27 protein-coding genes are annotated in these 25,621 nt (G+C 73.1%); 12 read left to right on the top strand and 15 right to left on the bottom strand.

The genetic code is table 11. The annotated features are described in order from the left end of the window. The first annotated feature begins 81 nt into the window (after positions 1-81). On the top strand, positions 82-375 hold the full coding sequence (locus ACFY1S_RS05600; RefSeq protein WP_387113142.1) for a hypothetical protein: 294 nt from the start codon (positions 82-84) through the stop codon (positions 373-375). A 10-nt stretch (positions 376-385) separates the two neighbouring features. On the opposite strand, the gene ligD is transcribed toward ACFY1S_RS05600, so the two are convergent. Beyond that, on the bottom strand, positions 386-1,411 hold the full coding sequence (ligD, locus tag ACFY1S_RS05595) for a non-homologous end-joining DNA ligase (protein WP_387113140.1): 1,026 nt from the start codon (positions 1,409-1,411) through the stop codon (positions 386-388). A gap of 47 nt (positions 1,412-1,458) precedes the next feature. Here ligD and msrB point away from each other — a divergent pair, with 47 nt between their 5' ends. After that, complete coding sequence (gene msrB, locus ACFY1S_RS05590) at positions 1,459-1,863, top strand: peptide-methionine (R)-S-oxide reductase MsrB (protein WP_088990835.1); 405 nt, start codon at positions 1,459-1,461, stop codon at positions 1,861-1,863. On the opposite strand, the gene ACFY1S_RS05585 is transcribed toward msrB, so the two are convergent. From ACFY1S_RS05585 to ACFY1S_RS05575, 3 genes are all read right to left on the bottom strand, one after another. Next, positions 1,829-2,440, bottom strand: coding sequence for a DUF305 domain-containing protein (locus tag ACFY1S_RS05585; protein WP_387113137.1), 612 nt, complete (start codon positions 2,438-2,440; stop codon positions 1,829-1,831). The genes msrB and ACFY1S_RS05585 overlap by 35 nt on opposite strands. A gap of 64 nt (positions 2,441-2,504) precedes the next feature. Then, positions 2,505-3,251, bottom strand: coding sequence for a lytic polysaccharide monooxygenase (locus ACFY1S_RS05580; RefSeq protein ID WP_387113135.1), 747 nt, complete (start codon positions 3,249-3,251; stop codon positions 2,505-2,507). A 109-nt stretch (positions 3,252-3,360) separates the two neighbouring features. After that, positions 3,361-3,636: an isoamylase early set domain-containing protein gene (locus ACFY1S_RS05575; protein ID WP_387113133.1), complete on the bottom strand. Its 276-nt coding sequence runs from the start codon at positions 3,634-3,636 to the stop codon at positions 3,361-3,363. Between the two features lie 155 nt (positions 3,637-3,791). Between ACFY1S_RS05575 and ACFY1S_RS05570 the strand changes: the two genes are divergently transcribed. The 4 genes from ACFY1S_RS05570 to ACFY1S_RS05555 all read left to right on the top strand — a co-directional run bounded on the left by ACFY1S_RS05570 (position 3,792) and on the right by ACFY1S_RS05555 (position 6,875). Then, complete coding sequence (locus tag ACFY1S_RS05570; protein ID WP_357987085.1) at positions 3,792-4,052, top strand: Prokaryotic metallothionein; 261 nt, start codon at positions 3,792-3,794, stop codon at positions 4,050-4,052. A 178-nt stretch (positions 4,053-4,230) separates the two neighbouring features. Continuing rightward, the gene (locus ACFY1S_RS05565) at positions 4,231-5,175 is read left to right on the top strand and encodes a DMT family transporter (protein WP_387113130.1); all 945 of its coding nucleotides are present in this window, start codon (positions 4,231-4,233) and stop codon (positions 5,173-5,175) included. A 24-nt stretch (positions 5,176-5,199) separates the two neighbouring features. Beyond that, positions 5,200-5,655, top strand: a complete 456-nt coding sequence (locus tag ACFY1S_RS05560) for a GNAT family N-acetyltransferase (protein ID WP_387113128.1) — start codon at positions 5,200-5,202, stop codon at positions 5,653-5,655. 119 nt (positions 5,656-5,774) lie between these two features. Further along, on the top strand, positions 5,775-6,875 hold the full coding sequence (locus ACFY1S_RS05555) for a lytic polysaccharide monooxygenase (protein WP_387113126.1): 1,101 nt from the start codon (positions 5,775-5,777) through the stop codon (positions 6,873-6,875). A gap of 51 nt (positions 6,876-6,926) precedes the next feature. Here ACFY1S_RS05555 and hemQ read toward each other — a convergent pair whose 3' ends face one another. Genes hemQ through hemE form a run of 3 tightly spaced genes read right to left on the bottom strand, consistent with a single transcriptional unit; the run spans position 6,927 to position 10,138 of the window. Then, positions 6,927-7,628, bottom strand: a complete 702-nt coding sequence (gene hemQ, locus ACFY1S_RS05550) for a hydrogen peroxide-dependent heme synthase (protein WP_387113124.1) — start codon at positions 7,626-7,628, stop codon at positions 6,927-6,929. Next, positions 7,625-9,034: a protoporphyrinogen oxidase gene (gene hemG / locus ACFY1S_RS05545; protein WP_387113122.1), complete on the bottom strand. Its 1,410-nt coding sequence runs from the start codon at positions 9,032-9,034 to the stop codon at positions 7,625-7,627. The genes hemQ and hemG overlap by 4 nt, the downstream gene beginning before the upstream one ends. Before the next feature lie 6 nt (positions 9,035-9,040). Beyond that, complete coding sequence (hemE, locus tag ACFY1S_RS05540) at positions 9,041-10,138, bottom strand: uroporphyrinogen decarboxylase (protein ID WP_387113120.1); 1,098 nt, start codon at positions 10,136-10,138, stop codon at positions 9,041-9,043. 126 nt (positions 10,139-10,264) lie between these two features. On the opposite strand from hemE, the gene ACFY1S_RS05535 reads away from it, so the two are divergent. Beyond that, complete coding sequence (locus ACFY1S_RS05535) at positions 10,265-10,837, top strand: DUF3000 domain-containing protein (RefSeq protein ID WP_387113118.1); 573 nt, start codon at positions 10,265-10,267, stop codon at positions 10,835-10,837. Between the two features lie 28 nt (positions 10,838-10,865). Here the strand turns inward: ACFY1S_RS05535 and ACFY1S_RS05530 are convergent, their stop codons facing one another. Together ACFY1S_RS05530 and ACFY1S_RS05525 are read right to left on the bottom strand one after the other, a co-directional pair. Further along, positions 10,866-11,678 (bottom strand): hypothetical protein, encoded by an 813-nt coding sequence (locus ACFY1S_RS05530; RefSeq protein WP_387113116.1) that lies wholly within the window; start codon positions 11,676-11,678, stop codon positions 10,866-10,868. A gap of 155 nt (positions 11,679-11,833) precedes the next feature. Further along, positions 11,834-12,925 (bottom strand): trypsin-like peptidase domain-containing protein, encoded by a 1,092-nt coding sequence (locus ACFY1S_RS05525; protein WP_387113114.1) that lies wholly within the window; start codon positions 12,923-12,925, stop codon positions 11,834-11,836. A 211-nt stretch (positions 12,926-13,136) separates the two neighbouring features. Here ACFY1S_RS05525 and ACFY1S_RS05520 point away from each other — a divergent pair, with 211 nt between their 5' ends. From ACFY1S_RS05520 to ACFY1S_RS05505, 4 genes are all read left to right on the top strand, one after another. After that, positions 13,137-14,471 (top strand): ribonuclease D, encoded by a 1,335-nt coding sequence (locus ACFY1S_RS05520; RefSeq protein WP_387113112.1) that lies wholly within the window; start codon positions 13,137-13,139, stop codon positions 14,469-14,471. Positions 14,472-14,570: 99 nt separating this feature from the next. Then, entirely contained in the window at positions 14,571-15,767 is a 1,197-nt protein-coding gene (locus tag ACFY1S_RS05515; RefSeq protein WP_364366307.1) for a thiolase family protein, read from the top strand. Further along, positions 15,764-17,833, top strand: a complete 2,070-nt coding sequence (locus tag ACFY1S_RS05510) for a 3-hydroxyacyl-CoA dehydrogenase NAD-binding domain-containing protein (RefSeq protein ID WP_387113110.1) — start codon at positions 15,764-15,766, stop codon at positions 17,831-17,833. Before ACFY1S_RS05515 ends, ACFY1S_RS05510 begins: the two co-directional genes overlap by 4 nt. A gap of 150 nt (positions 17,834-17,983) precedes the next feature. Beyond that, on the top strand, positions 17,984-18,718 hold the full coding sequence (locus ACFY1S_RS05505) for a hypothetical protein (protein ID WP_387113108.1): 735 nt from the start codon (positions 17,984-17,986) through the stop codon (positions 18,716-18,718). A 63-nt stretch (positions 18,719-18,781) separates the two neighbouring features. On the opposite strand, the gene ACFY1S_RS05500 is transcribed toward ACFY1S_RS05505, so the two are convergent. From ACFY1S_RS05500 to ACFY1S_RS05485, 4 genes are all read right to left on the bottom strand, one after another. Then, positions 18,782-19,321, bottom strand: a complete 540-nt coding sequence (locus ACFY1S_RS05500; RefSeq protein ID WP_387113106.1) for a levansucrase — start codon at positions 19,319-19,321, stop codon at positions 18,782-18,784. A gap of 63 nt (positions 19,322-19,384) precedes the next feature. Continuing rightward, a complete protein-coding gene (locus ACFY1S_RS05495) occupies positions 19,385-19,774 on the bottom strand; it encodes a VOC family protein (protein WP_387113104.1) in 390 nt (129 codons plus the stop codon). A gap of 103 nt (positions 19,775-19,877) precedes the next feature. Continuing rightward, positions 19,878-21,044: a sensor histidine kinase gene (locus tag ACFY1S_RS05490; RefSeq protein WP_387113102.1), complete on the bottom strand. Its 1,167-nt coding sequence runs from the start codon at positions 21,042-21,044 to the stop codon at positions 19,878-19,880. After that, positions 21,041-21,709, bottom strand: coding sequence for a response regulator transcription factor (locus tag ACFY1S_RS05485; RefSeq protein ID WP_238648938.1), 669 nt, complete (start codon positions 21,707-21,709; stop codon positions 21,041-21,043). The genes ACFY1S_RS05490 and ACFY1S_RS05485 overlap by 4 nt, the downstream gene beginning before the upstream one ends. Positions 21,710-21,849: 140 nt before the next feature. On the opposite strand from ACFY1S_RS05485, the gene ACFY1S_RS05480 reads away from it, so the two are divergent. After that, positions 21,850-22,956: a peptidase C39 family protein gene (locus ACFY1S_RS05480; protein WP_387113100.1), complete on the top strand. Its 1,107-nt coding sequence runs from the start codon at positions 21,850-21,852 to the stop codon at positions 22,954-22,956. On the opposite strand, the gene ACFY1S_RS05475 is transcribed toward ACFY1S_RS05480, so the two are convergent. Next, positions 22,957-24,240 carry a PQQ-binding-like beta-propeller repeat protein gene (locus tag ACFY1S_RS05475; RefSeq protein WP_387113098.1) on the bottom strand — a complete coding sequence of 428 codons (1,284 nt, stop codon included), beginning with the start codon at positions 24,238-24,240 and terminating at the stop codon, positions 22,957-22,959. After that, a complete protein-coding gene (locus ACFY1S_RS05470; protein WP_387113096.1) occupies positions 24,237-25,514 on the bottom strand; it encodes a PQQ-binding-like beta-propeller repeat protein in 1,278 nt (425 codons plus the stop codon). Before ACFY1S_RS05470 ends, ACFY1S_RS05475 begins: the two co-directional genes overlap by 4 nt. Positions 25,515-25,621 lie beyond the last annotated feature (107 nt).

Raw genomic sequence — 25,621 nt, 5'->3', positions numbered from 1 at the left:
ATGACAGCGGCGCTGTCCGCTCACTGCGACAACTACGGAGGTCGTTGACAGAGACAACAGTGTAAAGCGCACTATCGGGGAATGCCGTCGAACGAGCAGCCGGCCCATCTCCGGCAGCGCAGGGCTGTCCTCCCGCACCTTCCGATGCGCCCGCTGTGGCTGTGCAAGGTGTGTGCGGCCGCCTGGCCGTGTCCGCCGGCGCGCATGTTGCTGCGCATCGAGTACCGGGCGGACCGGGTGGCGCTGTCGGTCTACATGGCCAGCCAGCTGTTCGACGCCACCGCAGACCTGTGCCGACTCCACCCGAGCCCGACGCCGGACCCGCAGGAGCTGTTCGCCAGGTTCCTGGCGTGGACCGCCCGGCCAGGTGCCTGAGCCGAAACGGTCAGTCGTCGGTGCGCTTGGCGCGGCTGGGCTGCACGCGCTTGGGCTCGCCGGGCATCTTCGGGTGGTCGGGCGGGTACGGCAGGTCGCCCTGGCCGGCGGCGGCGTCGCGGTCGGCCCACTCCAGCAGGGGCGTGATGTCCCACGGGGCGTCGTCGATGCCGGCGTGCGGGTCGCCGCGCTCGGCGAGCCGGGCCGGGACGGTACGCAGGTCGAAGTCGTCCGGGTCGACGTCGGGCAGCTCGTCCCAGGTGACCGGGGTGGAGACGGTGGCCCGGCTGTTGGCCCGCAGCGAGTACGCGCAGGCGATCGTCCGGTCCCGGGCCATCTGGTTGAAGTCCACGAAGACGCGGGTGCCGCGCTCCTCCTTCCACCAGGCGGTGGTGACCAGGTCGGGGGTGCGGCGTTCCACCTCCCGGGCCAGCGCGATGGTGGCGCGGCGCACCTCGGTGAACGTCCAGCGGGGCTGGATGCGCAGGTAGACGTGCACGCCCCGGCCACCGGAGGTCTTCGGCCAGCCGGTCGCGCCCAGCTCGTCGAGGACGGCGCGGACTTCACCGGCGGCCCGGGCCGCGTCGGCGAAGTCGGTGCCGGGCTGCGGGTCGAGGTCGATGCGCAGCTCGTCGGGGCGGTCGGGGTCGGCGGCGCGTACCGGCCAGGGGTGGAACACGATGGTGCCCATCTGCGCGGCCCACGCGACGTGCGCCAGGTCGGCCGGGCAGAGTTCCGCGGCGGTGCGGCCGCTCGGGAAGGTGATCTGGGCGGTCGTCACCCACGGCGGAACGCCCCGGGTGGGCACCCGCTTCTGGAAGAACGCCTCACCCTCGACGCCCTCGGGGAACCGTTGCAGCGTGGTGGGCCGGTCCCGCAGGGCGCGCATGATCCCGTCGCCGACCGCGAGGTAGTAGTGGAAGACGTCCGCCTTGGTGAACCCCCGCTGGGGGAAGATCACCCGGTCCGGACTGGTCAGCCGTACGCTGTGCCCGGCCACCTCGATCTCGGTGACCGTCGCCTTGGTGCCCGCCATCTCGCGACCATATGCCACGCCCCCGACGTTCGACGTACCGTGGACGGGTGAGTCTTGACGACAACGAGCTGCCCCGCACCGAGGACGAGTGGCGGGTCCGGTTGACCCCCGAGGAGTTCCACGTCCTGCGGGAGGCCGGCACCGAACGCCCGTGGACCGGCGAGTACGTGGACACCAAGACCCAGGGCGTCTACCACTGCCGTGCCTGCGGTCTGGAACTCTTCTCCAGCGACACGAAGTTCGACTCGCACTGCGGGTGGCCGAGCTTCGACGACGCCATCCCCGGCCGGGTGAAGGAGATCGAGGACCGCAGCCTCGGCATGGCGCGTACGGAGATCCGCTGCGCCCGCTGCGACAGCCACCTCGGGCACGTGTTCCACGGCGAGGGCTTCACCCCGAAGGACACCCGGCACTGCGTCAACTCGATCTCGGTCCGCCTGGAGCCTCGCTGACCTGAGCGCCGTACCCCCTGAGCAGCTCGACCTCCGCGGTCCGGGACTGCTCGATCCGCCGCGCCAGGTCGCGGACTCGTTCGCTGCGGCCGACGCCGACCTGGGCGCGGGCCAGGTCGGCCGCGGCCCGCTGGTGGTCGGCGAGCACGTCGCGCAGCACCCGGTCGACGTCGGCGTCCGGCGCGGCCCGCAGCCGCTCCAGCGCGGCGTCGTCGCCGTGCCCCTCGTGGTGGTGCGCGGCGGCGCTGGCGCCCGGCCCGTCGGTGGGCAGCCACCCGCGCATGTCGGCCAACTCGTCGCCCTCGGTGGCCTCGATGGCGGCGGCGAGGGTCCGCAGGGTGTCGTCGCGCACCCGGTCGCGGGCCGCCCGGACGATCTGCAGGGTGCGTTCGCTGTGGCCGACCATCGTGCCGAGGAACACCACGTCCATCCCGCTCATCTCGTCGGCGGCGGCCGCGTCCCCGGCCGCCGCCGACGCGGTCGGGGACGCGGGTGGCCCGAGCGGCGTCGGTGGCCCGGCGCAGCCGCCGGTGAGCAGCACCGCCGCGAGCAGCGACACGAGTGGGGTACGCGGCATGCCGGTGCTCCGATCACGCGGGAGGTGGCGGCACGGGTGCGACCGTCGGGCCGCACCCGTGCGGTCAGACCTGAAGCCAGAGCGCCGGGACGTTCGGCGGCTCCCAGCCGGGGATGGCGGTGTGCGCCTGCCGGCAGCGGTACGTGAGCCCGCCGTAGGTGACCTGGTCGCCGACCTGGTACGCCCGGCCGGTCGTCCAACTGCCACCCGGCGCGGGCGGGCTCGTCGGCGTGGTGGTCGGCGTGGGTCGCGGGGTGGGTGAGGCCGTCGGCGTCGGGGTGGGGGTCGGGTTCGACCCGCCGCCGCCGATCTGGACGTCGATGCAGGAGTAGAAGGCGTTCGCGGTGTCGGAGATGTTCCACACCGCGAGGATCTTCTGCCGGCCGGAGAAGCCGCCCAGGTTGACCGCGTGCGAGACGGTCGCGCCCGGCTGCTGCCCGTTGCCGTTGACCACGCCGACGCGGGTGTTGCCGATCCAGTACTCCCAGTTGCTGGTGGCGTGCCGGGCGGTGTTGACCCAGGTGAAGGTCAGCGAGGAGCCGACGGAGGTGGCCGGCCAGCCGCGGTTGTCGTCGTTGAGGACGGCGAACTGGGCGATGCCGGCGTTGCAGCTCTTGAGGCCCTTGGGGCCCTCGACGCTCTGCGGCTCGTACTTGATCTGCCCGCAGTCGGGCACCCGGCCCTGCGCGCAGAGCGCCTGCCGGCTCGGTGGGGCGGAGACGTAGCCGTGTGCCTGTGCGGGGGCGGCGACGGTGAGAGTGGCGGCGACGGCACCCGCCGCCACCAGCGGGACGGTGATTCTTCGACGCATCGGGCAGCTCCTTCTCCAGGTGGTGGTGAGGTGCCCTCAACGTAATTTAAACTTTGTTAACAGTAAAGAGCCCGATCGATAAATACATCGATGGTGACGAGTTTTCCCGTCAGAGTCGGAGCAGGCCGCCCCGGTCGTCGACCTCGTCGGCCGACTCGTCGTCCAGCCAGACGCCGCCCTCGGCGAGATAGCGGAAGCGGTACTCCCCCGGCGGGAGCTTCACCGTCACCGTCCGGGTGCCGTCACGGCGTGCCACCAGCTCGTGCCGGCCGGGCTCCCACTCGTTGAAGCAACCCACCACGCTCACCGGGCCGGGCGGGGTGTCCCGGGGCAGGCAGAAGGTGACCCGGGTCTGGTTGCCGAAGAGCCTGTTGCGCTTGATCACTGTGATCCTCCGGGAGTTGCGGCGGTTCACCGGGCACAACGGACGACACGCCGGCACCGACACGCCGCCGGCCGGCCCGGACACCGACATTTCGCCCCACCCGGGCACCACCCTGAGGAAATCTGGAGAGACATGTCCTGATACGGGGGGTTCCGATGGCAACGTGCGAGGTCTGCGGCAACGACTACTGGATGGCGTTCGAGGTGCGCACCGTCAGCGGCGACGTGCACGTCTTCGACTCCTTCGAGTGTGCGATCCACCGGATGGCACCCATCTGCGAGCACTGCCAGATCAAGATCGTCGGGCACGGCGTCGAGGTCAACGGCCGCTTCTTCTGCTGCGGGCACTGCGCCCGCACCGTCGAGGGGGCCGAGGGCGCCGAGATCCGCGACGCCGTGGGCGCGCGCCCCGCCTGAGCGACACCCCTGCGGTACGGTCGTCCGATGCGGCCATTCACGGGCGTCCTGCCCCCGCCGCGCTCCTGAACGGAGCGCGGCGCCTCAGCCGAGCGGGTGACTGACCCGCCCGGCCGCCATGCCGTACGCGCTCCGTCGACGTCGTCCCCGTCAACGGCTCACCCTTCGGAGCGCATCCGTGTCCACCTCCCGTACCGCGCGCCCGGTCACAGCGGCGCCGGCCACCCGCCACGCCCGCACGGGCCTCATCCAGATCACCGTCACCGGAGTGCTGTGGGGCACCACAGGCGTGGCTGTGCAACTCCTGCGCGAGGGCACCGGGCTCAGCCCGGTGAGCATCGGCTTCCACCGCCTCGCCATCGCCGCGCTCGTCCTGCTGGCGTGCACCGCGGGTCGACTCGGCGCCATCGTGGCCGCCCTGCGCGCGGCACCCGTACCGCTGCTGCTCACCGGTGCCGGCCTCGGCCTCTACCAGGCGCTCTACTTCGCGGCCGTGGCGCTCGCCGGGGTCAGCGTGGCAACAGTTGTCAGCCTGGGCCTGGCACCGGTGCTCGCCGCCACCTGGGAGTCGCTGCGGACCCGCCGGATCCCCGACCCGCTGCGCCTCGCGACGCTCGTCACCGCGGTGGCCGGCCTCGCCCTGATCACCGGGGCGACAGCGGACCCCACCGCCGCGGCGCCCGCGCCGCTGCTCGGCCTGCTCGCGGCCGCCGGGTCCGGTCTCGGGTACGCGGTCACGACCCTGATCAGCGGGCACGTGTCGCAGCGCGCCGCTCCGATGGCGCTCACCACCATCTCCACGGTGGTCGGCGCGCTGACCCTGCTGCCGCTGGCCCTGGTCGCCGGCGTCGCCGTCCCGGTCCGCCCCGACACCCTGGCGCTGCTGCTGCACCTCGGCGTGGTCACCACCGCCGTGGCGTACGCGCTGTTCTACGCGGGCCTGCGCACCACGCCGGGCAGCGTCGCCGCTGTGCTGACCCTGCTCGAACCGCTCACCGCGGCGGCGCTGGCGGTGGCGCTGCTGCGCGAGCCGCTCCCGCTGCCGGTCATCGTCGGCGGCGTCCTGCTGCTCACCGCCGTGGCCGCCACCTACCTGGCACCGACCCGGGCGGGCTCCCGGTGAACGGGTCCGGCCTACCATCGGTGGGTGCCCCAGCAGACCACCGAGATCCACACGGCCTCCTTCGCCGACCTGAACGCCCGTACCTTCCACGACCTGCTCAAACTGCGCATCGACGTGTTCGTGGTGGAGCAGAACTGCCCGTACCCGGAACTCGACGGGCGGGACGTGGAGCCGGGCACCCGGCACCTCTGGCTGACCGACGGCGACGCGCCGCTGGCGTACCTGCGGATCCTCGCCGACCCGGCCGGCACCGCCCGGATCGGCCGCGTGGTGGTGGCCCCGGCGACCCGTGGCGGCGGGCACGCCGGCCGGCTGATGACGGCGGCGCTGGAGGTGGTGGGCAACCGACCGTGCGTGCTGGAGGCGCAGTCGCACCTGGTCGCGTTCTACGCCAGGCACGGCTTCGCGGTCAGCGGCCCGGAGTACGTCGAGGACGGCATCCCGCACACCCCGATGCGGCGAGAAGCCATTGACGTCTGACGATCAGCCTGGCATGGTGCCGGGTAGCGCCATCGCGGGAGCCAGCGAGTAGGCACGGGAGCGGGCATCTCCCGGCAGTTCGGGCATCGTCGTCCGTACCTCATCCCCCCGGGGGCTCCATGTCCACTCTCGCCCGATCACCACGCGTGTTCCGGCCGCTCGCCGTCGCGGCGGCCGCCACGCTTCTGCTGACCACCGCGATCACCGTCGTGCTCGGCCAGTCCGCCTCGGCGCACGGCTCGGTCGTCGACCCGCCCTCGCGCAACTACAGCTGCTGGCAACGCTGGGGCGGCGACTTCCAGAATCCGCGGATGGCCACCGAGGACCCGATGTGCTGGCAGGCCTGGCAGGCCGACCCGGCCGCCATGTGGAACTGGAACGGCCTGTTCCGGGAGGGCGTCGCGGGCAACCACCAGGCCGCCGTCCCCGACGGCCAGCTGTGCAGCGGCGGACGCACCCAGAGCCCCCGCTACAACGCGCTGGACACCGTCGGCGCCTGGAAGACCACGTCGGTGTCGAACAACTTCCGGCTGCGCTTCTTCGACCAGGCCAGTCATGGCGCGGACTACATCCGGGTGTACGTGACCAAGCAGGGCTTCAACTCGGCCACCCAACCGCTGGGCTGGGGCAACCTGGAGTTGGCGGGCCAGATCGGCAACACACCCGCCTCGCAGTGGAACCCGGACACCGGTGGTGTCTCCATCCAGATCCCGGTGAGCGCACCGGGACGCACCGGACGGCACATCGTCTACACCGTCTGGCAGGCCAGCCACCTGGACCAGTCGTACTACCTGTGCAGTGACGTGGACTTCGGTGGAGGCTCGACCACCCCGCCGCCCACCACGCCGCCGCCGACGACCCCGCCGCCCACCACGCCGCCGCCCACCACTCCTCCGCCCACCACGCCGCCGCCGGCCGGCGCGTGCACGGCGACGTACCAGATCACCGGCCAGTGGGCCGGTGGCTTCCAGGCGGACGTGAAGGTCACCGCCGGCGGTTCATCCGCCCGCGGCTGGTCGGTGAGCTGGAACTACAACGACGGCCAGCAGATCGCCTCGTCGTGGAACGCCACGATCAGCACCAACGGCACGCAGGTCACCGCCCGCAACGCCAGCCACAACGGCACACTTGCCGCCGGAGCGAGCACCACATTCGGTTTCCTCGGCTCGTGGAACGGCAGCAACCCGGTTCCGCTGGTCTCCTGCACGACGACCAGTTGATCCCCGTCCGGCGCCGCACCCGGGCGGGGGTGCGGCGCCGGACGGCGGGGATCAGACCAGGCAGTTGACGATCTCGGCGACCGAGCGGCGGCGTCCCGTGTAGAACGGGACCTCCTCGCGGACGTGCCGGCGGGCGCCGGACGCGCGCAGGTCCCGCATCAGGCCCACGATCCGGTGCAGCTCGTCGGCCTCGAAGGCGAGCATCCACTCGTAGTCGCCCAGCGCGAACGAGGCGACTGTGTTGGCCCGTACGTCCGGGTAGCCGCGGGCCATTTTCCCGTGCTCGGCGAGCATCTCCCGCCGCTCGGCGTCGGGCAGCAGGTACCACTCGTAGGAGCGGACGAACGGGTACACGCAGATGTAGGGGCGGGCCTCCTCGCCGGCCAGGAACGCCGGGATGTGGCTCTTGTTGAACTCCGCCGGCCGGTGCAGCGCCATCTGCGACCACACGGGGGTCAGCGCCCGACCGAGGGTGGTGCGGCGGAACCGCAGGTACGCGTCCTGGAGAGCGTCGCTGGACGCGGAGTGCCACCAGATCATCACGTCCGCGTCGGCGCGCAGGCCGGCGACGTCGTACACGCCCCGGACCACCACGTCCTTGCCGGCCAGCTCCTCGAAGAGGGACTCGACCTCGCCTGTGACGTTGTCCCGCAGCGACGGCAGCGGGCCGCTGGCCCGGAACACCGACCACATCGTGTAGCGGATGCTGTCGTTCAGCTCCCGCAACCGGGCCGCGTTGGTCTGCTCGGTCATCTCGCCGATCCTCCCAGTGCTGTGATGATCTCGTCGGCCGCCGTCTCGCCGGAGCGGACGCAGACCGGGATGCCGACGCCGTCGTAGCCGGCGCCGGCGAGGACCACTGTGGGGTGCGTGGCCCGCAGCGCCGTCCGCGCCGCCGTGACCCGGTCGGCGTGCCCCGGGGTGTACTGCGGCAGTGCGCCGCCCCACCGCTGCACGTGCCCGTCGACCGGGGCGGGCAGCGGGGTGCCCAGCACCGCCGACAACTCCCGGTGCACGGTGGCCGCCAAGTCCGCGTCCGGGCGCTGGAGCTGCGCCTCCTCGCCGTAGCGGCCCACCGAGGCGCGCACCATCGCCAGCCCGTCCGGCCGGCGCAGGTGCCCCCACTTGGTGGTGAAGAACGTCGCCGCCTTGATCAGCAGACCCTCGGTGCTGGGCACCAGGAAGCCGGACAGCTCGGGCAGTCGCGGCTGCGGCAACGCCAGGGTGACCAACGCGACGCTCGCGTAGTCCAGCTCACCGACGCCCGCCGCCACCTCCGGCGCCGGACCGGCCAGCAGCCGTGCCGCCGGTCGCGCCGGCACCGCCAGCACCACGGCGTCCACGTCCACCAGCTCAGGGTCACGGGTCGGGCCGACCGTGAGACGCCAGCCAGTGGCGGTCGCTGTCACCTCGCGCACGGCGGCGTCGCGCCGTACCGTCGCGCCGCTCGCCGTCACCGCCGCCTCGACGAGGGTGCTCAGCCCGCCGGCCAGGGTGCCGAAGACCGGGGCGCCGGGCGCGCGCGGCGCGGCGGCCTGCGCGGCCCGGACCGCGCCGACGAGGGTGTGCTCCACCCGCGCGGCACGTGCCAGCGCCGGCATCGTCGTGACCAGGGACAGATCGTCGGCGCGGCCCGCGTACACGCCGCCGAGCATCGGGTCGACAAGCCGGTCGACGACCTCGTCGCCGAAGCGGGACCGGACCAGAGCGCCCACCGAGACGTCCGCGTCGGGCCCGACGAGCGGCCGGCCGTCGTCGGTGTCGGCGTCCGCGGCCGGCCGGGCGACAGTGGCCACCCGGTCCAGATCACCGGGTACGCCCACCAGGGTGCCGCCCGGGACGGGGCGCAGCCCTCCGTCGACGACGAGCGCGGCCTGCCCGACGGTGGGGTGCACGATCTTCTCGGCCAGCCCCAGCCGGCGGGCCAGCGTCACCGCCGCGCTCTCGGCGCCTGTGGGATCCCGCATCAGGAACGACTCGGCGCCGAACTCGACAGGCGCACCGGCCAACGCGCCGGTGCGCAGCTTGCCGCCCAGCGCGCCGGACTGCTCGTACACGGTGATCTCGGTGCCCTCGGGGGCGCGGTCACGCAACCGGACCGCGGCGGCCAACCCGGCGATCCCGCCACCGACCACCGCCACCCGCCAGGGCTGCCGCATCGCTGCTCAGCCCCGGTCGGCCCGGCGGCTGGAGAGCTCGTGCACAAGCGCGACCACCCGGGTCAACACGTCCGGGTCGGTCTCCGGCAGCACGCCGTGACCGAGGTTGAACACGTGCCCGGGCGCGGCGCGGCCCTGCTCCAGGATCCGGCGCACCTCGGCCTCCACCACAGGCCACGGCGCGAGCAGCACGGCCGGGTCCAGGTTGCCCTGAACCGCCTTGTCCGGGCCGATCCGGCCGGTGGCCACGTCCAGCGGGGTACGCCAGTCGACGCCCACCACGTCCGCGCCGGCCTCACCCATCGCGCCGAGCAGCTCGGCGGTGCCCACCCCGAAGTGGATCCGCGGCACCCCCGCATGGGCCAGCCCGCTCAGCACGGCGGCCGAGTGCGGCAGCACGTAGCGGCGGTAGTCCGCCTCGGAGAGCGCGCCGGCCCACGAGTCGAACAGCTGCACGGCGGAGACCCCGGCCTCGATCTGCACCCGCAGGAACGCAAGCGTCACCTCGGCCAGCCGGCCGCAGAGCGCGTGCCACAGCTCCGGATCGCCGTACATCAGGGCCTTGGTCTTGGCGTGGGTCCGCGACGGCCCGCCCTCGACCAGGTAGCTGGCCAGGGTGAACGGCGCGCCCGCGAACCCGATGAGCGGGGTGTCGCCCAGCTCGACCACCAACTGCCGGACGGCCTCGTCGACGTACGGGACGTCGTCGCGGGTGATCGGGCGGATCCGCTCGACGTCGGCGGCGGTACGGATCGGCTCGGCGACGACGGGGCCGGTGCCCGGCACGATGTCCAGGTCGATGCCGGCCGCGGCGACAGGCACCACGATGTCGCTGAACAGGATTGCCGCGTCCACGCCGTGGCGGCGTACCGGCTGGAGGGTGATCTCGGTGACCAGCTCCGGACGACGGCAGGACTCCAGCATCGGCACGCTCGCCCGGATCTCCCGGTACTCCGGCAGGGAGCGGCCGGCCTGGCGCATGAACCAGACGGGCGTGTGCGGGCCGGGGCGGCGACGACAGGCCCGGATGAAGGGCGAGTCGGCTGGTCCGCCGGGGCGTGGGTCTCCGTCTCGGGCGGCAGTGCCCGTGGCTTGCGTGGTCATCGCCGCAATCGTGCCACGCCCCCCACCCCCAGCCCGCCGGGGGTGAAAGGAAAGACACCTTCCCAACGGCTCCGGGCGTCGGCGCGCCGTCGAAGCGGGTGACCGGCGGCGGCATAGGCTGCCGACATGGCCCCCCCGCTCGCGCTCCCGGAGACCTTCGCCCGCGCGGTCGCCGGGCTGCGGTCCGCGGCGCCCCGGCCGGAGATCACCCTCGAGGAGGTCGGAGCGCCCCAGCGCCTCGCCCCGTACACGTTCGCGCTCGCCGCGGCAGTGCTGCGCGACGGCGACGAGGTGGCCACCGGGCGGCTGATCCTGCTGCACGACCCGGTCGGGCACGAGGCGTGGCAGGGCACCCTGCGGCTGGTCACCTATGTGACCGCCGAGCTGGAGGTCGACCTGGCCGCCGACCCGCTGCTGCCCGGGGTCGGCTGGACGTGGCTCACCGACGCGCTGGACGCGCACGACGCCGCCCACCGGGCGATCGGCGGGACCGTCACCCAGACCATGTCGACCCGGTTCGGTGACCTGGCCGGCCCGCCGACCGCGGGTGACATCGAGATCCGCGCGTCGTGGACGCCTCTCGACGACGATTTGGCCCCTCACCTGCTCGGCTGGTGCGCGCTGCTGGCCTCGACGGCCGGCCTGCCCCCACCCGGGGTGACCGCCCTGTCCGACCGCCGCCCCGCCGCCACCGCCTGAACACCGGCGGCGGCGGGCGGCGCGACAGTCAGAGGTAGTTCTCGGCCTCGTCGCAGACCTTGTCGAGGCCCTTCATGGCGGCGTCGTACGCGCCCTTGTTACCGGCCGCCGCCGCGCCGAGCGCGGTGGTCAGCTTGTCCAGGCAGCTCGCGATGACCTTCTTCTGCCGGGCCTGCTCGTCACGGTCGTTACGGGTGCCGGTCAGGTCCTGCTCGGTGTTGTCGAGCTTGTCCTGCATCGTCTGGAGGTCGGTCTTCAGCTTGCTGATCTCGGTGGTGTTGGCCGCGATGGTGCCGTCACGCTGACTGACCTGACCGGTGAGGCGCTTCTCGGTCCGGTTCAGCTCGCTGTTCTTGGTCACGAACAGCCCGGTCATCACCCCGCTGACGACGAAGAGCAGGGCGGCCACCACGGCCAGCACCAGCACCGTGCGGCTCCGACCGGCCTTCGGCGGGCCGTACGGCGGCATCGCGGGCGGGGCCGACATCGGCTGCCCGTACGCCGGCCCGGAGACCGGCGGTCCGGAGACCTGCCCGGCGTACGGCGGGGCGCTGGCCGGGTAGCCGGACGGGGCCGGCGGAGCGCTGTGCTGCGCCGGCGGGGCGCCGTACTGCGCGGGCGGGGCGCTGTGCTGTCCCGGCGCGGCCTGCGGGGCGCCGTACTGCGGCGTCGGGTACTGCGGCGCGGGCTGGCCCGGCGTGTACTGCTGGGGCACCGGCTGGCCGGCCGGGTAGCGGACCGTCGGCTCACCGCCGGCCCGGTACTGGACGGTAGGGTCGCCGCTGGGCGGCGTCGGGGTGGCCGGCGAAAGCCCGTCCGGCCCGGTCGGTGGCTGGGACATGTCTGTTCCTCCAGGTGAGCGGGCCGCACGCGGTGGGCGCGGCGGACCGGGTACAGCGGCGGGAGCGCCCGGGTCCGGGGACCCGGCCGGGATCGAGAGCGGCAGGTGCGGCCGTGGGCGGTGCAGCGGGGCCGGCGACGAGGCCGGGCCGTGGATCAGCAGATCTTGAAGCCGTCGCAGGCGACCTTGATGGGTACGGCGAGCCCGATGCCCTCGGCGTCGCGGGCCTTGGCGGTGGCGATGCCGACCACCTGCTTGCTGCCGTTGATCACCGGCCCGCCGGAGTTGCCCGGGTTGATCGGGGCGTCGAACTGGATGGCCGGCCCGGAGCTTCCCGACGCGGAGCGCAGGGCGCTCACCACGCCTGTGGTGACGCTGTCCTCCAGGCCGAGCGGAGCGCCGACGACGACGATCTGCTGGCCGGACTTCACGGCGGCGGGGGCCGTGACGAGGCCCGTGAACTTGCCTGTGGTGCGCAGGTGGGCCACGTCGTTGGTCTTGTCGACCTTGACGATGGTCGCCGGGAAACGCTGGTCGGTGCGTTCCAGGAAGACCTGGCGGCCGCCGCCGTTCCAGATTGCCTCGACCACGTGGAAGTTGGTGAACAGGTTCGTCCCGCCCCCGGCGGCCGGCTTGCCGACCGCGAACGCGGTGCCGGTGAACTGGCCGGCCCGGACCCGGAACACGCTGGGCAGCACGGCACTGGCCACCGCCTCCGGGTTGAACGCGGCGCCTGCCTGCTTCTCCAGCGCCTCGGCGCGCTTCTCCAGGCCGTCGAGGCGGGTGCCGTCGCCGTCCTGGGCCTGGGCCAACCGTCGGTCGGTGTCGGCGAGCCGGTCGCCGAGGCGGTCGAGCTGGTACGCCTGCACCCCGGCCACCGCCGCCAGCGCGACGACGAGCAGCGTGGCGAGCACGGCCGGCCAGCGGCGACGCTTCCTCCCCGGAGCCGGCGGCGGCGCGGCAGCCGGCCAACCGGGCTGCGCCGGGTAACCGGGCTGCGCCGGGTAACCGGGCTGCGCCGGGTAACCGGGCTGCGCGGGGTGGCCGGGCTGCGCGGGGTAGCTCGGGGTGGCGAACGGTGGGGCGCTGGGCTGCGGGTACGCACCACCACTCGGCGGCGCCGGCGGGTTGCCCCACTGGCCGGCGGCGGGTGGGGCGGCCCAGCCGGTACGGGGGGTCGGCACGCTCACGCCGTCCGGGTCGGCACCCGCCGGTCGTCCGTCAGCCGAACCGAAGCCAGCCGTCATGATCGTCTTGCCCTTCCGTGGTCTCCCCGTGCCGCCATCGACCCGCGTGTCACGCGTTCCACGGCTCAGCGGCCCGATGGAACGTACCTGCGCGAACGGGCTTTGTCTCCCCCGATGTCCGGCATCGGAGAAGGACACCTTGTGGACACCTGACCGACACACGCCGGACCGGCTGCACCCGCCGGATCATCGCGCGCACTAGGGTTGACAGGTGACCGACGAACCACCCCTGCGCCGTCGGCCCGCCGAAGACCTTCCGGGAAACGTCCCCCAGGACCCGCCGTCGGCCCAGCCGCAGCCGGCGGGCGAGGGAACCGACCCGACCAACGGTGGGCCCGTTCCGCTGATCGCCCCGCGTGACGGCACCCCCGATCCGGTGGCCGCGCCGGCCGAGCTTGCCGAGGTCGTGGCCCGTTTCGCGGCCGGCACCGGCCCGGTCGCCCTGGACGCCGAACGGGCATCGGGGTATCGCTACAGCCAGCGCGCGTACCTGGTCCAGCTCCGCCGGGCCGGCTCCGGCACGGCGCTGATCGACCCGCTGCCGCTGCCCGACCTCAGCACGCTGGACGCGGCGATCGGCGACGCCGAGTGGGTGCTGCACGCGGCGAGCCAGGATCTGCCCTGCCTCGCCGAGGTGGGGTTGCGCCCGCGCCGTCTGTTCGACACGGAACTGGCCGCTCGGCTGGCTGGATTCGAGCGGGTCGGCCTGGCCGCGCTGACCGAGCAGCTGCTCGGTTTCACCCTGGAGAAGCACCATTCGGCGGCCGACTGGTCGAGCCGGCCGCTGCCGGAGTCGTGGTTGACGTACGCGGCGCTCGACGTGGAGCTGCTCACCGACCTGCGTGACGCGCTGGCCGCCGAGTTGGCCAGGCAGGGCAAGTCGGCGTGGGCCGCCGAGGAGTTCGCGGCGCTGGTGCGCACCGGCGCGCGTCCGCCCCGGGTCCGGGCGGAGCCGTGGCGGCGTACCTCGGGCATCCACCGCGTACGCGGGGCGCGGGCGCAGGCCCGGGTGCGCTCGATGTGGTACGCCCGGGACCAGATCGCGGCCCGACGGGACTCGGCGCCCGGTCGGGTGCTGCCCGACTCGGCGATCATCGCCGCCGCCGAGTTGGACCCGAAGGACGAGAAGACGCTGCTGACGCTTCCCGGTTTCGGCGGGCGGTCGGTGCGTCGGCTGGCCCGTACCTGGTTGGCCGCCCTCGACGACGCGCGGCAGCTGCCGGACGACGCGCTGCCGGTCACCCCGGCGGTCGAGGGTCCACCTCCGCCGCACCGGTGGGCCGAGCGGGATCCGGTGGCGGCCGGTCGGCTCGCCCGCTGCCGCGAGGTGGTGGTCCGCATCGCCACGCAGCACAACCTGCCTCCGGAAAACCTGATCACCCCGGACTCGGTCCGGCGGCTGGCGTGGACGCCGCCGGAGGAGCTCACCGAGGAAACGGTGGCGGAGACCCTGCGCGGTTTCAACGCCCGCGAGTGGCAGATCGATCTGCTCGTCACCGACCTGACCGAGGCCCTCTCCCCCACTCAGCCGCCTACCGTCCCCTGACGCCACTGTGGGGTGGGCCACAGCGGGGGGTCGGGACGGGGTTGGTTACTGGCGAGTAGCATTCGGGGGGAACCTGCCGTGGTCGATTAGGAGGCTCTAGTGCCCCGTGAAGTTCGGGATGTCGTCTTCGTCGACGGCGTCCGTACCCCGTTCGGCAAGGCGGGTGGCATGTACGCCAACACCCGCGCCGACGACCTGGTGATCCGCTGTATCCGTGAGCTGTTGCGTCGCAACCCGCAGCTGCCGCCGGAGCGGGTCGAGGAGGTCGCCGTCGCGGCCACCACCCAGATCGGCGACCAGGGCCTCACCATCGGCCGCACCGCGGCGCTGCTCTCCGGGCTGCCCAAGACCGTTCCCGGCTTCGCCATCGACCGGATGTGCGCCGGCGCGATGACCGCCGTGACCACGGTTGCCAGCGGCATCGCCATGGGCGCGTACGACGTCGCCATCGCCGGCGGTGTCGAGCACATGGGCCGTCACCCGATGGGTGAGGGCGTCGACCCCAACCCGCGCATCGTCGCGGAGAAGCTGGTCGACCCGTCCGCGCTGGTCATGGGCGCCACCGCGGAGAACCTGCACGACCTGGTCCCGCACATCACCAAGGAGCGCACCGACGCGTTCGCGCTCGCCTCGCAGCAGAAGACCGCGAAGGCGTACGCCAACGGCAAGCTCCAGGACGACCTGGTCCCGATGTCGATCCGCGACGCCGAGGGCGGCTGGGGTCTGGCCACTGTGGACGAGGCTCCCCGGGACACCTCGATGGAGAAGCTCGCCACCCTCAAGACCCCGTTCCGCCCGCACGGCAAGGTCACCGCGGGCAACGCGGCCGGCCTGAACGACGGCGCGACGGCGAGCCTGCTCGCCGACGAGGCCACCGCCCGCGAGCTGGGCCTGCCGATCGCCATGCGGCTGGTGTCGTTCGGTTTCGTCGGCGTGGAGCCCGAGGTGATGGGCGTCGGGCCGATCCCGTCGACGGAGAAGGCACTGCGCCTCGCCGGGCTCAGCATCGACGACATTGGCCTGTTCGAGCTGAACGAGGCATTCGCCGTGCAGGTGCTCGCCTTCCTCGACCACTTCGGCATCGCCGACGACGACCCGCGGGTCAACCCCTGGGGCGGCGCCATCGCCATCGGGCACCCCCTCGCCTCGTCGGGCGTGCGGCTGATGACCCAGCTGGCCCGCCAGTTCGCCGAGCACCCCGAGGTCCGCTACGGCGTGACCGCCATGTGCATCGGCATCGGCATGGGCGGCACCGTGATCTGGGAGAACCCGCACTGGGAGGGTGGCAACAAGTGAGCGCACTCGCCGCACCGAACGAGGTGGTCACCAGGGCGCTGCTGCGCCAGGTGAACGTGCCGGGGCTGGACCGACCCGCCGCCCTGATCACCCTGGACAACGGCTTCGACCACACCAAGCCGAACACCTTCGGCCCGGCCGGGCTGACCAGCCTGGACGAGGCGATCACCGCCGCGCTCGCCGCCGACCCGGCGTTCATCGCGGTCACCGGCAAGCCGTACATCTTCTGCGTGGGCGCGGACATCGTCGGGCTGCCGCAGCTCGCCGACCGCGAGCAGGCACTGGAGATCGGCCGGCTCGGTCACCGGGTGTTCGCCCGGCTCAAGGACAGCACCGTGCCCACGTTCGCGTTCGTCAACGGCGCGGCGATGGGCGGCGGCCTGGAGCTGGCGCTGCACTGCCACTACCGGACGCTCTCCGGCGGCGCGGCGGCTCTGGCCCTGCCCGAGGTCTCCCTCGGTCTGGTGCCCGGCTGGGGCGGCACCCAGCTGCTGCCGAACCTGATCGGCATCCCCGCCGCCACCCAGGTGATCATCCAGAACCCGCTGATGCAGAACAAGATGCTCAAGCCGAAGCAGGCCGCCGAGCTGGGCATCGCGGACGTGCTGCTGGAGCCGGCCGACTTCCTGGAGCGGTCGCTGGAGTGGGCCGCGGGTGTGGTGCGCGGCCAGGTCACCGTGACCCGGCCCGAGGTCGACAGGGACATGTGGGCGGGCGTGCTCTACTTCGCCCGGGAGACGCTGAACCAGCGGCTGCACGGCGCGGTTCCGGCCGCGTACCGGGCGCTGGACCTGCTGGAGACGGCGAAGGACGGCGACTTCGCCGCCGGCACCGCCGCCGAGGACGAGGCCCTCGCGGACCTGGTCTTCTCCGAGGAGCTGCGCAGCGGCCTGTACGCCTTCGACCTGGTGCAGCGGCGGGCCAAGCGGCCGGCCGGCGCACCGGACAAGGGCCTGGCCCGCACGATCACCAAGGTCGGCATCGTCGGCGCCGGCCTGATGGCCAGCCAGCTGGCGTTGCTGTTCGCCCGTCGCCTCCAGGTGCCGGTGGTGATGACCGACCTCGACCAGTCCCGCGTGGACAAGGGCGTCGGCTACGTGCACACCCAGATCGAGAAGGCCGTCACCAAGGGCCGGATGGACAAGAACACCGCCGCCAAGCTGTACGGCCTGGTCAGCGGCACTGTCGACAAGAGCGCCTTCGCGGACGCCGACTTCGTCATCGAGGCGGTCTTCGAGGACCTGGGCGTCAAGAAGCAGGTCTGGGCCGAGCTGGAGAAGATCGTCTCCCCGGAGGCCGTGCTCGCCACCAACACCAGCTCGCTCTCCATCACGGAGATGGCCGCGGAGCTGGAGCACCCGGAGCGGGTGGTCGGCTTCCACTTCTTCAACCCGGTGGCGGTGCTGCCGCTGCTGGAGATCGTCCGGGGCGAGCGGACCGACGACGCCACCCTGGCCACCGCGTTCGCCGTGGGCAAGCAGCTGAAGAAGTCGAGCGTGCTGGTCAAGGACGCCCCGGCGTTCGTGGTGAACCGGCTGCTCACCCGCTTCCTCGGGACCGTCTTCGCCGCTGTCGACGCGGGCACCCCGCTGGACGTGGCGAACAGCGCACTGGACCCGCTGGGCCTGCCGATGCGCCCGCTCGCCCTGCTCCAGCTGGTCGGACCGGCCGTGGCGTACCACGTGGGCGGCACCCTGCACGCGGCGTTCCCGGACCGGTTCGGCGTCAGCGAGAACCTCAAGCGGATCGCCGACTCGGGCCAGCCGATCGTTGTCGACGACCAGGTCAACGACGAGGTCGCGAAGCTGCTCGTGGTCGGCGACCAGCCGCTCACCGAGGAGCAGGTCCGCCAGAACGCGCTCGACGCGCTCGCGCAGGAGATCCGGCTGATGCTGGACGAGGGCGTGGTCGCCGAGGCGCAGGACATCGACCTGTGCATGATCCTCGGCGCGGGTTGGCCGTTCCACCTGGGCGGCGTCACGCCGTACCTTGACCGGACCGGCACGTCCGAGCGGGTCACCGGTAAGCGGTTCCTGCCGCGCGGGGCGGCGAGCCTGCCCGCCTGACCGTTCGTAGCTCCACCGTCGCGGTGGTCGGACCGTCCCTCGTGGACGGCCGGCCACCGCGACCCTTTTCGGCTCTCGTCGGGGACAACGCGCGAGGTCGTGGTCGGGTTAAGATCACCCGCTTTGCCACCCGAACCTGGAGCTGACCGAATGTCCCAGCCGCCGGCCACCCCCTACGGCCCGCCGAACGATTCCCCTTACTCCTCCTCCCAGCCGGGGGTGCCGCAGCAGCAGAGCCTCCCGGCTCCCCAGCCGGGGCAGCCGTACGGCGACCCGAGCGCCCCCGTCGGCCCGCCGCCGGCGAAGAAGTCGAAGGTCGGCAAGATCATCCTGATCGTGCTGGCCGTGGTGCTGGTGCTCTGCCTCGGCGGCGCCGCCATCACCTGGTTCGCGGTCAAGGACGAGGTCGGCGACGTCGTCGACGCCACCAAGACCCGGGTCGTCGCGCCGGCCACCCTCGCCGGCCGGGCGAAGAACACCGACCCGCAGCTGCAGGCTGTCGCCGACCAGATGGTCACCGACATGAAGTCCGAGGTGCAGAACGAGACGAGCACCGTCGGCGCGTTCTACGGCGACCCGGCCAAGCAGGACCTCATCATGATCACCGCGGTGTCCGGCGTGATGGCCGACCCGAAGAAGGAACTGGACGAGGCGGTGACCGGGCTCTCCAGCGAGCTGGCCGTGACAAACATGGCGCCGGTCGAGCCGGGCCCGCTCGGTGGTGAAGCGCGCTGCGGCGACGGCAAGGCCGAGGGCGTGCCGCTGGGCGTCTGCGTCTGGGCCGACCGGGGCAGCGTCGGCCTGGTGGTCGTGTACTTCAAGACCGCCGCGCAGGTGAAGGCCGAGTTCACCACGATCCGGGGCCAGATCGAACAGCGCTCCTGACCGGTGACGACCGGGGCCCCGTCCACCCTCGGGTGGCTGGGGCCCCGTGCCGTACGGCGACCGTCAGGCCACCGGGAAGTACGCGTTCAGCTTCTTGCGCAGGTGGGCCGCGTAGATGAAGCCCAGGCCCGGGTTGCCCCGGAAGGCGGCGGCCGCGCCGGTGCGGGCGTCCACCGTCACCGGCCGGGACAGCGCCGCGAACCGCAACCGCTGCTTCTCCTGCGCCCATGCCGCGGCGGCCGGCTCGATCTCGGTGCCCACCAGGGCGGGGAACACCGCCACCCCGTTCTGGAAGCCGCGCAGCTGCCCCTTGCGGGCCAGCACGTAGTCCATGGCCGAGGTGCTGAACGTTTCCAGGGAGGCGGCCGTGACCCGCGTAGCCGGCGCGGCGATGGTGAACAGGTGCAGCTTGGTGGCCATCCAGCGCATCTTGAAGTCGCCCCGGTAGCCGATCAGCACCGGCGTGCCACCCCAGTCCTCGATCCGGACCTCGCAGCCGTCGGCCCGCAGCCGCTCCCCGGTCGCGGTGAGATACGCCTGCACCGGCTCCGTCGCCGTCGTGTCCATCTGCCACACACCCTTCAGCCTGTTGTGGCCGCTCATCTAACAGCACCTGGCGCGCGTCCCGCCACCCCGTCGATCATGAGAACGACGGGGTGGCGGAGGCTAGGCGTCAGTCGTCGCCGCCCGCTCGGCCGCGCTGCGCAGCACGCAGAACTCGTTGCCCTCCGGGTCGGCGAGCACCACCCAGCCGGTGCCGTCCGGCTGGGTCTGGTCGTCGACGATCGTCGCGCCGATGCCGAGCAGGCGCTCGACCTCCTCGGCCCGGGTGCGGTCGGCGGGTTGCAGGTCCAGGTGCAGCCGGTTCTTCACCGTCTTGCCCTCGGGTACGGCGATGAACAGCACCTCCGGGCCCCCCGGCGGCAGGAGCATCGCCTCCGGGTCACCGGGAAAGTCGTCGGGCTGCCGGGGGCAGTCGAAGACCTGCGCCCAGAAACCGGCCAGTGCGTACGTGTCGGAACAGTCGATGCTGATGTTGTGGATCGTCGAACTCACAGATGGTCCTCCACAGTGGTGGTGTCGACACGCTCCCCGGCGCTGCGTACGACGCAGAACTCGTTGCCCTCCGGGTCGGCGAGCACCGCCCGACCCGTACCGTTCAGCCGGCGGCGGTCACCACCGGGGCGTCCGCCGACGGCAGGGTGACCGTCACCTCCAGTCCCCCTCCCTGCTGCGCGATCACCCGTACCGTGCCGCCGTGCGCCGTGCAGACCGCCCGGACGATGGAGAGCCCCAGGCCGGAGCCGCGGGCGCCGGTGCGTTCCCGGCCGCCGCGCCGGAACGGCTCGAACAGCCCCGGCACGTCGGCCTGGTCCACCTCGAAGCCCGTGTTGCCGACCACCAGCCAGGAGCGCTCGCCGTCGGTTCCGGTACGCACCCAGAGCCGGCCGTGCAGGTGGTTGTAGCGGACCGCGTTCTCGATGAGGTTGCCGGCCAGCCGGTCGAGCAGCCCCGGGTCGCCGACCACGGGCGCGGACTCCAGCGACGTCTGCACCCGCAGGCCGATCCGCTCCACCTCGCGGCGCATCGCCGACAACGCGTTGGCGGTGCCGGCGGCCAGGTCGCACTCGGTACGCCTGCCCAACTGCCGCCCGGCCTGCGCCTCGCTGCGCGCCAGCACCAGCAAGGCGTCCACCAGGCCGTTGGCCCGCTCGGACGCGTCGCGGACCACTGTGGCCATCCGGCGGTACTCGGCGGCGTCCGCGTCGTCGTCGCTGAGCGTCACGTCGATTTCGGTCCGCATCACGGCGAGCGGGGTCCGCAGCTCGTGCGAGGCGTTCGCCACGAACCGTTTCTGCGCCTCGAACGCCGACGCGATCCGGTCCAGCATGGCGTCGAACGTCTTGGCCAGCTCGGCCACCTCGTCGTCGGCGCCCGAGTAGCCGATCCGCTGGTCCAGCGTCGCCTCGCCGAGCCGTTGCGCGGTGGCGGTGACCTGGTGCAGCGGGCGCAGCGCCCGACCGGCCACCGCGTACGCCCCGGCCACCCCGACCACGCTGATCGCCAGGAGCGCGACGAGGCCCTTGGCCAGCAGCTCCCCGGAGGCGGAGTCGACCAGTTGCCGCTGCCACTGGGCCGCGTCCAGCGACCTGCCGTCGGAGAGCACCACTGTCGTGCCGGGCAGCAGCTCGTCGGTGGGTCGCAGCGCGTCGCGGACCAGCAGCCAGGCCAGCAGCACGAGGATCGCCCCCGCACCGATCAGCAGGACCCCGTTGAGCAGGGTCAGCCGCAGCCGCAGGGTGGGCCGCAGGGGGCGGCGGCTCACGCGTTCACCTCGGCCGTGCGGTAGCCCGCGCCGACCACCGTCTCGATCAGCGGCGGATCGCCGAGCTTCTTGCGCAGTGTCATCACGGTGACCCGGACGATTGTGGTGAACGGATCCGTGTTGGCGTCCCACACGCGTTCCAGCAGTTCCTCGCTGGAGACCACCGCCCCGCGCGCCTTGAGCAGTTCGCTGAGCACCCCGAACTCCTTGTTGGTGAGGTCGACCGGCACACCGGCGCGGGTCGCCACCCGGCGGGCCGGGTCGAGCACCAGGTCGGCCAGTTCGAGCACCGGCGGTGCCGCCGGGGTGGCCCGTCGGCCCAGCGCCTGGACCCGGGCGACCAGCTCGTCGAACGCGAACGGCTTGGGCAGGTAGTCGTCGGCCCCGAGCTGCAACCCCTCCACCCGGTCGGCGACGGTGCCGCTCGCGGTGAGCATCAGCACCCGGGTCAGCGCGCCGGAGGCGGCCAGGTCGGCGCAGATCTGGTCACCGTGCACGCCCGGCAGGTCGCGGTCCAGCACCACCACGTCGTACCTGGTGACGAACGCCGCCTCGTGGCCGGCGTCGCCGTCGTACGCCACGTCGACTGCCATCCCCCGCTTGCGCAACCCACGCGCGATCGCGTCGGCGAGGTTGCGCTCGTCCTCCACCACCAGTACCCGCATCCCCGGCCTCCTCGCTGCTGACCACCGACAACCTAGTGCCGGCCGGCAACAATCGTCTCTCGCCGTCCGCGCCGGCCGGCGTTGCGGACAAGCGCGGCGTACGCGATGCTGCCGAAACCGAACGACGGGACGGACGCGGCATGAGCAGCACGGCACCACCCACCCGGCGGGACATCGCCTACCGGGGCTTCCACCTCCCGGCGGACTCCGCGACCGGCGTCGTGGACGAGCGGGGCAGGTGGACGTCCCCGCCGGTGCCTGTCGGCTTCGCCGTCGCCGAGGTGGTGCCGTCGTGGACCGCCGACACCCCGGACGGCTGCTGGATCGAGGTCGAGCTGCGCGGCTGGCACGGCGACGCGCCCGCCACCGAGTGGTACCTGCTGGCCCGCTGGGCGGCCGACGACCTGACGGTACGACGCACCTCGATTCCCGGGCAGCGCGACGGCGACGCCGCTGTCGACACCGACACACTGGTCGTGACCGGTGCGATGGTCACCGGCTGGCAGGCGCGGGTGACCCTGTGCCGACCGGCCGGCAGCCCGACCGGCCCGGTGCTGCGCAGCATCGGCGCGGTCGCCACCGGCCCCGCGCTCCCCGGCCCGCCCGGCGCACCGGAGCCCACCTCGTCCGCTGCCCGTGGACGGGTGCTGGATGTGCCCCGCTACTCGCAGCGGCTGCACGCCGGCCAGTACCCGCAGTGGGGTGGGGGCGGCGACTCCTGGTGCAGCCCCACCTGCACCTCGATGGTGCTCGCCTACTGGGGTCTCGGGCCGACGGCGGAGCACTGCTCCTGGGTGCGGCCGCCCGGCCCACGGCCGGTGGTGGTGCACGCCGCCCGACACTGCTACGACCACGCGTACGCCGGCGCTGGCAACTGGCCGTTCAACACGGCGTACGCCGGCCTGCACGGGGTGGACGCGTTCGTCACCCGGCTGCGGTCGCTGGCCGAGGCGGAGGCGTTCGTCGCCGCAGGCATCCCCCTGATCGTCTCCGCGGCCTTCCGGGCCGACGAGGTGCCGGGGCTGGCCTACGACACCAAGGGACACCTGATGGTGCTTGTCGGCTTCACCGCCGACGGCGACCCGGTGCTCAACGACCCGTACGCGCCCGACGACGACGAGGTGCGCCGGACGGTGCACCGGCAGGCGTTCGAGGCGGTCTGGCAGCGTGGCAGCGGCGGTGTGGCGTACGTGCTGCGGCCCGCGTCGGTGCCGCTGCCCCCGCCACCCGCCCAGGCCAACTGGTGATCAGTCGGACCACCGGAACAGCTGGTAGGAGCCGTTCACCCGCTGGCAGAGCAGCCAACTGACGCTCGCCTGGCAGTTGCCGGCGGCCTCTGGCAGCACGTCCAGCGGTCGGGCCTCGCCGGCGCGGGCATCCAACCGCGTGACGTAGAGCCCACCGGCGGGATGCCGCCGCACGCCGATCAGTGGGTCGCCGAAGCCGGACTGGGCTAGCTCCCACCGGCCCAGCCCGGCCACCTCCCGGCCGGTCGTCGGGTCGAGCACGACGAGCTGCTCCAGTCGGGTGCCGGAGCTGTTCGCCGTGCTGGCCATCAACCGGCCGTCGTACGGGAAGACCCACGTCCAGCGGTCGCTGTTCCACCGCGGTTGGCCGGTGGCGGCGTCGACCGCCCGCAGCCCCACGCCACCGACGTGCAGGCACAGGACCGGGCCGCAGCCCAGGGCGAACTCCGCCCGGTCGGCCGGGATGCTCCACCGCCGGTCCAGCCGGTCGAGTCCGTACGCGGTGATGGTGGCCGGAGTCCCCGAGATGGTCACCAGCAGGTCGTCCACCACCTGCGTGACCCCCGGCCAGCCGCTGCCGGGTGGCCGGACGTCGGCGCGGGCCAGCACCGCGCCGGTGCCTGCGTCTCGGACCTCGACCGGGCCGTCCGCCTGCTTGAGCACCACCCGGTCCACCCCGCGCCCGCCGTACCGGAAGCTGACCTGCGCGTCCGTGGTCATCTGCCAGCGCACGGTGCCGCAGCAGGGATCGAGCGCCCGCAGACCGAACGGCTCGTCCCCGCCGCCGTCCTGCATCAGCACGGTGCCGTCGGCCAGCTCGACCGGGCTGCCCGGCTGCTGCCAGCGGTACGCGCCGGTGTCCCTGTCGAACGCCACGGACAGGGTGCCCTGCCCCGGCATGTTGCTCTCGTGGACGGTGGCCAGCAGCACCCCGCCCACCGACGAGACCCCCCAGGCCCGCCCCTGCACCGGTACCCGGGTCTGCCACAGCAACTCGCCGTCGGGCAGCCGGAACACGCGCAGCGTCCGCTGGGTGGGCTGCGCGGGGCTCGGGTCGAGGACCACGAACAGGTCGCCGGCGAGCAACGTCTCGGCCGCCAGCCCCGCCGGGATGTTCACCACGTCCCGCCGGGGCGGAACCCCTGCGGAGGCGAGGGTGGCCAGCAGGAGCAGCAGCACCAGTACGCACCGCAGCGGCCGGCCGACGGCCCGGGGTGGGCGGGGCAGCGGGCCGGGTTCCGAGCTGTGCCGCAGCTCGCCGAGGTCGATGAGCGGGCCGGTCACGACCGCAACCGCCACAGCGCGGTCGAGCCGTCGAGGCGCTGGCACAGCAGGGTCGGCAGGGACGCCTGGCAGTTGCCGACGACGTCCGGGAGCACGTCGACGATCCGGGACCGGCCGGCCGCCAGGTCCAGTTCGGCGACGACCAGACGCCCGTCGTCCAGCGGACGCACCCCCAGCAACGGGTCGTCGCGGCCCAGCGACGGCACCAGGTTCCACCGGCCCAGCTCGGCCCGCCCTCCTCCGGTAGCCGCGTCGCGTGCCGCGTACCGCTGGCCCGGCCCCGCCACCAGCAGCCGGCCGTCCCGGACGTCGGCCAGGGTGTCGCGTCCCGGGTCCGACCAGCGGACCGCACCGGTGGTCGGATCGATGACCTGGAGGCCGCCGGTCTGCTGCAACGCGCAGAGCAGGCCCGCGCAACCGACCACGTACGACACCAGCGGCACCTCGGCCGTCCACAGCGGATCGAGCCCGGGCAGACGGTGGCCGACCAGCCTGGTCGCGCCGGGCGGGACGAGCAGCAGCAGATCGTCGACGACCTGCACCCGCTGGTACGCCGACCGGTCACCGGTCAGTGTGTCGACGCTGCGCAGCAGGTCAGCGGTGCCGGCGTCGTACACCTGCACCTCGCCTGCCGGCTGCACGAGCACGAACCTGTCGACCCGGCCGTCGCGTACCTGGTAACCGGGGTTGCCGGGTGGCGGGATGGGCACCGACCAGAGCAGCCGGCCGCTGTCCGGGTCGACACGTCTCATCGCGCCCGGCTCGTCGGTCATGTCGTCGACCACCAGCAGCAGACCGCCGTCGGCAGTCGCCTGGGGAATCCCGGCGAGTCGCCAGCGCTGCGACCCCGTCTCCGGGTCGAAGGCGGTGGTCTCGAACACACCGTTCTGGGCGCTGGCCCCCACGGCCAGCACCAGCCCCTGCTCGACCCGCACACCGAGGTAGTCGCCGGCGCGGGGAAGGGGCGCCCGCCACCGCCGCGGCACGCCGCCACCCGGTGTCGGCGGGGCGTACGCGGTCAGGTACCGGTCCCCGGTGGGCGTCGGCGGGTCGACGACGAAGACGCCGTCCGCGGCGAGGTACGCCGCCGCGGCCCGCGCGCCCGGCACCGGGCTCACCGTCCGCTCGGGCGCCGGTGCCGCTGAGGCCAGCACGACAAGTGCCAGCAGCAGCACCGCGGCACAGCGCAGCGGACGACCTGCCGCGCGTGGTCGGCGGACCGGCCGCGGCGGGACGTCCTCGTCCCGGACCTCGCCCAGTTCGATGATCGACACCGACCGTCCCTCCGTCACCCGTCGTGGCTGGCCGGTGGCGCTTCCCGGCAAACCCGACCGTGGGCACACCGGCCCGGCAATCCGACGCGTCCTCGCCTGTACGATGG

Source organism: Micromonospora sp. NPDC000663, assembly GCF_042898105.1.
Classification (GTDB): domain Bacteria; phylum Actinomycetota; class Actinomycetes; order Mycobacteriales; family Micromonosporaceae; genus Micromonospora.
The sequence above is the reverse complement of the archived record's forward strand: the minus strand, read 5'-3'. Positions and strand labels throughout refer to the sequence as shown.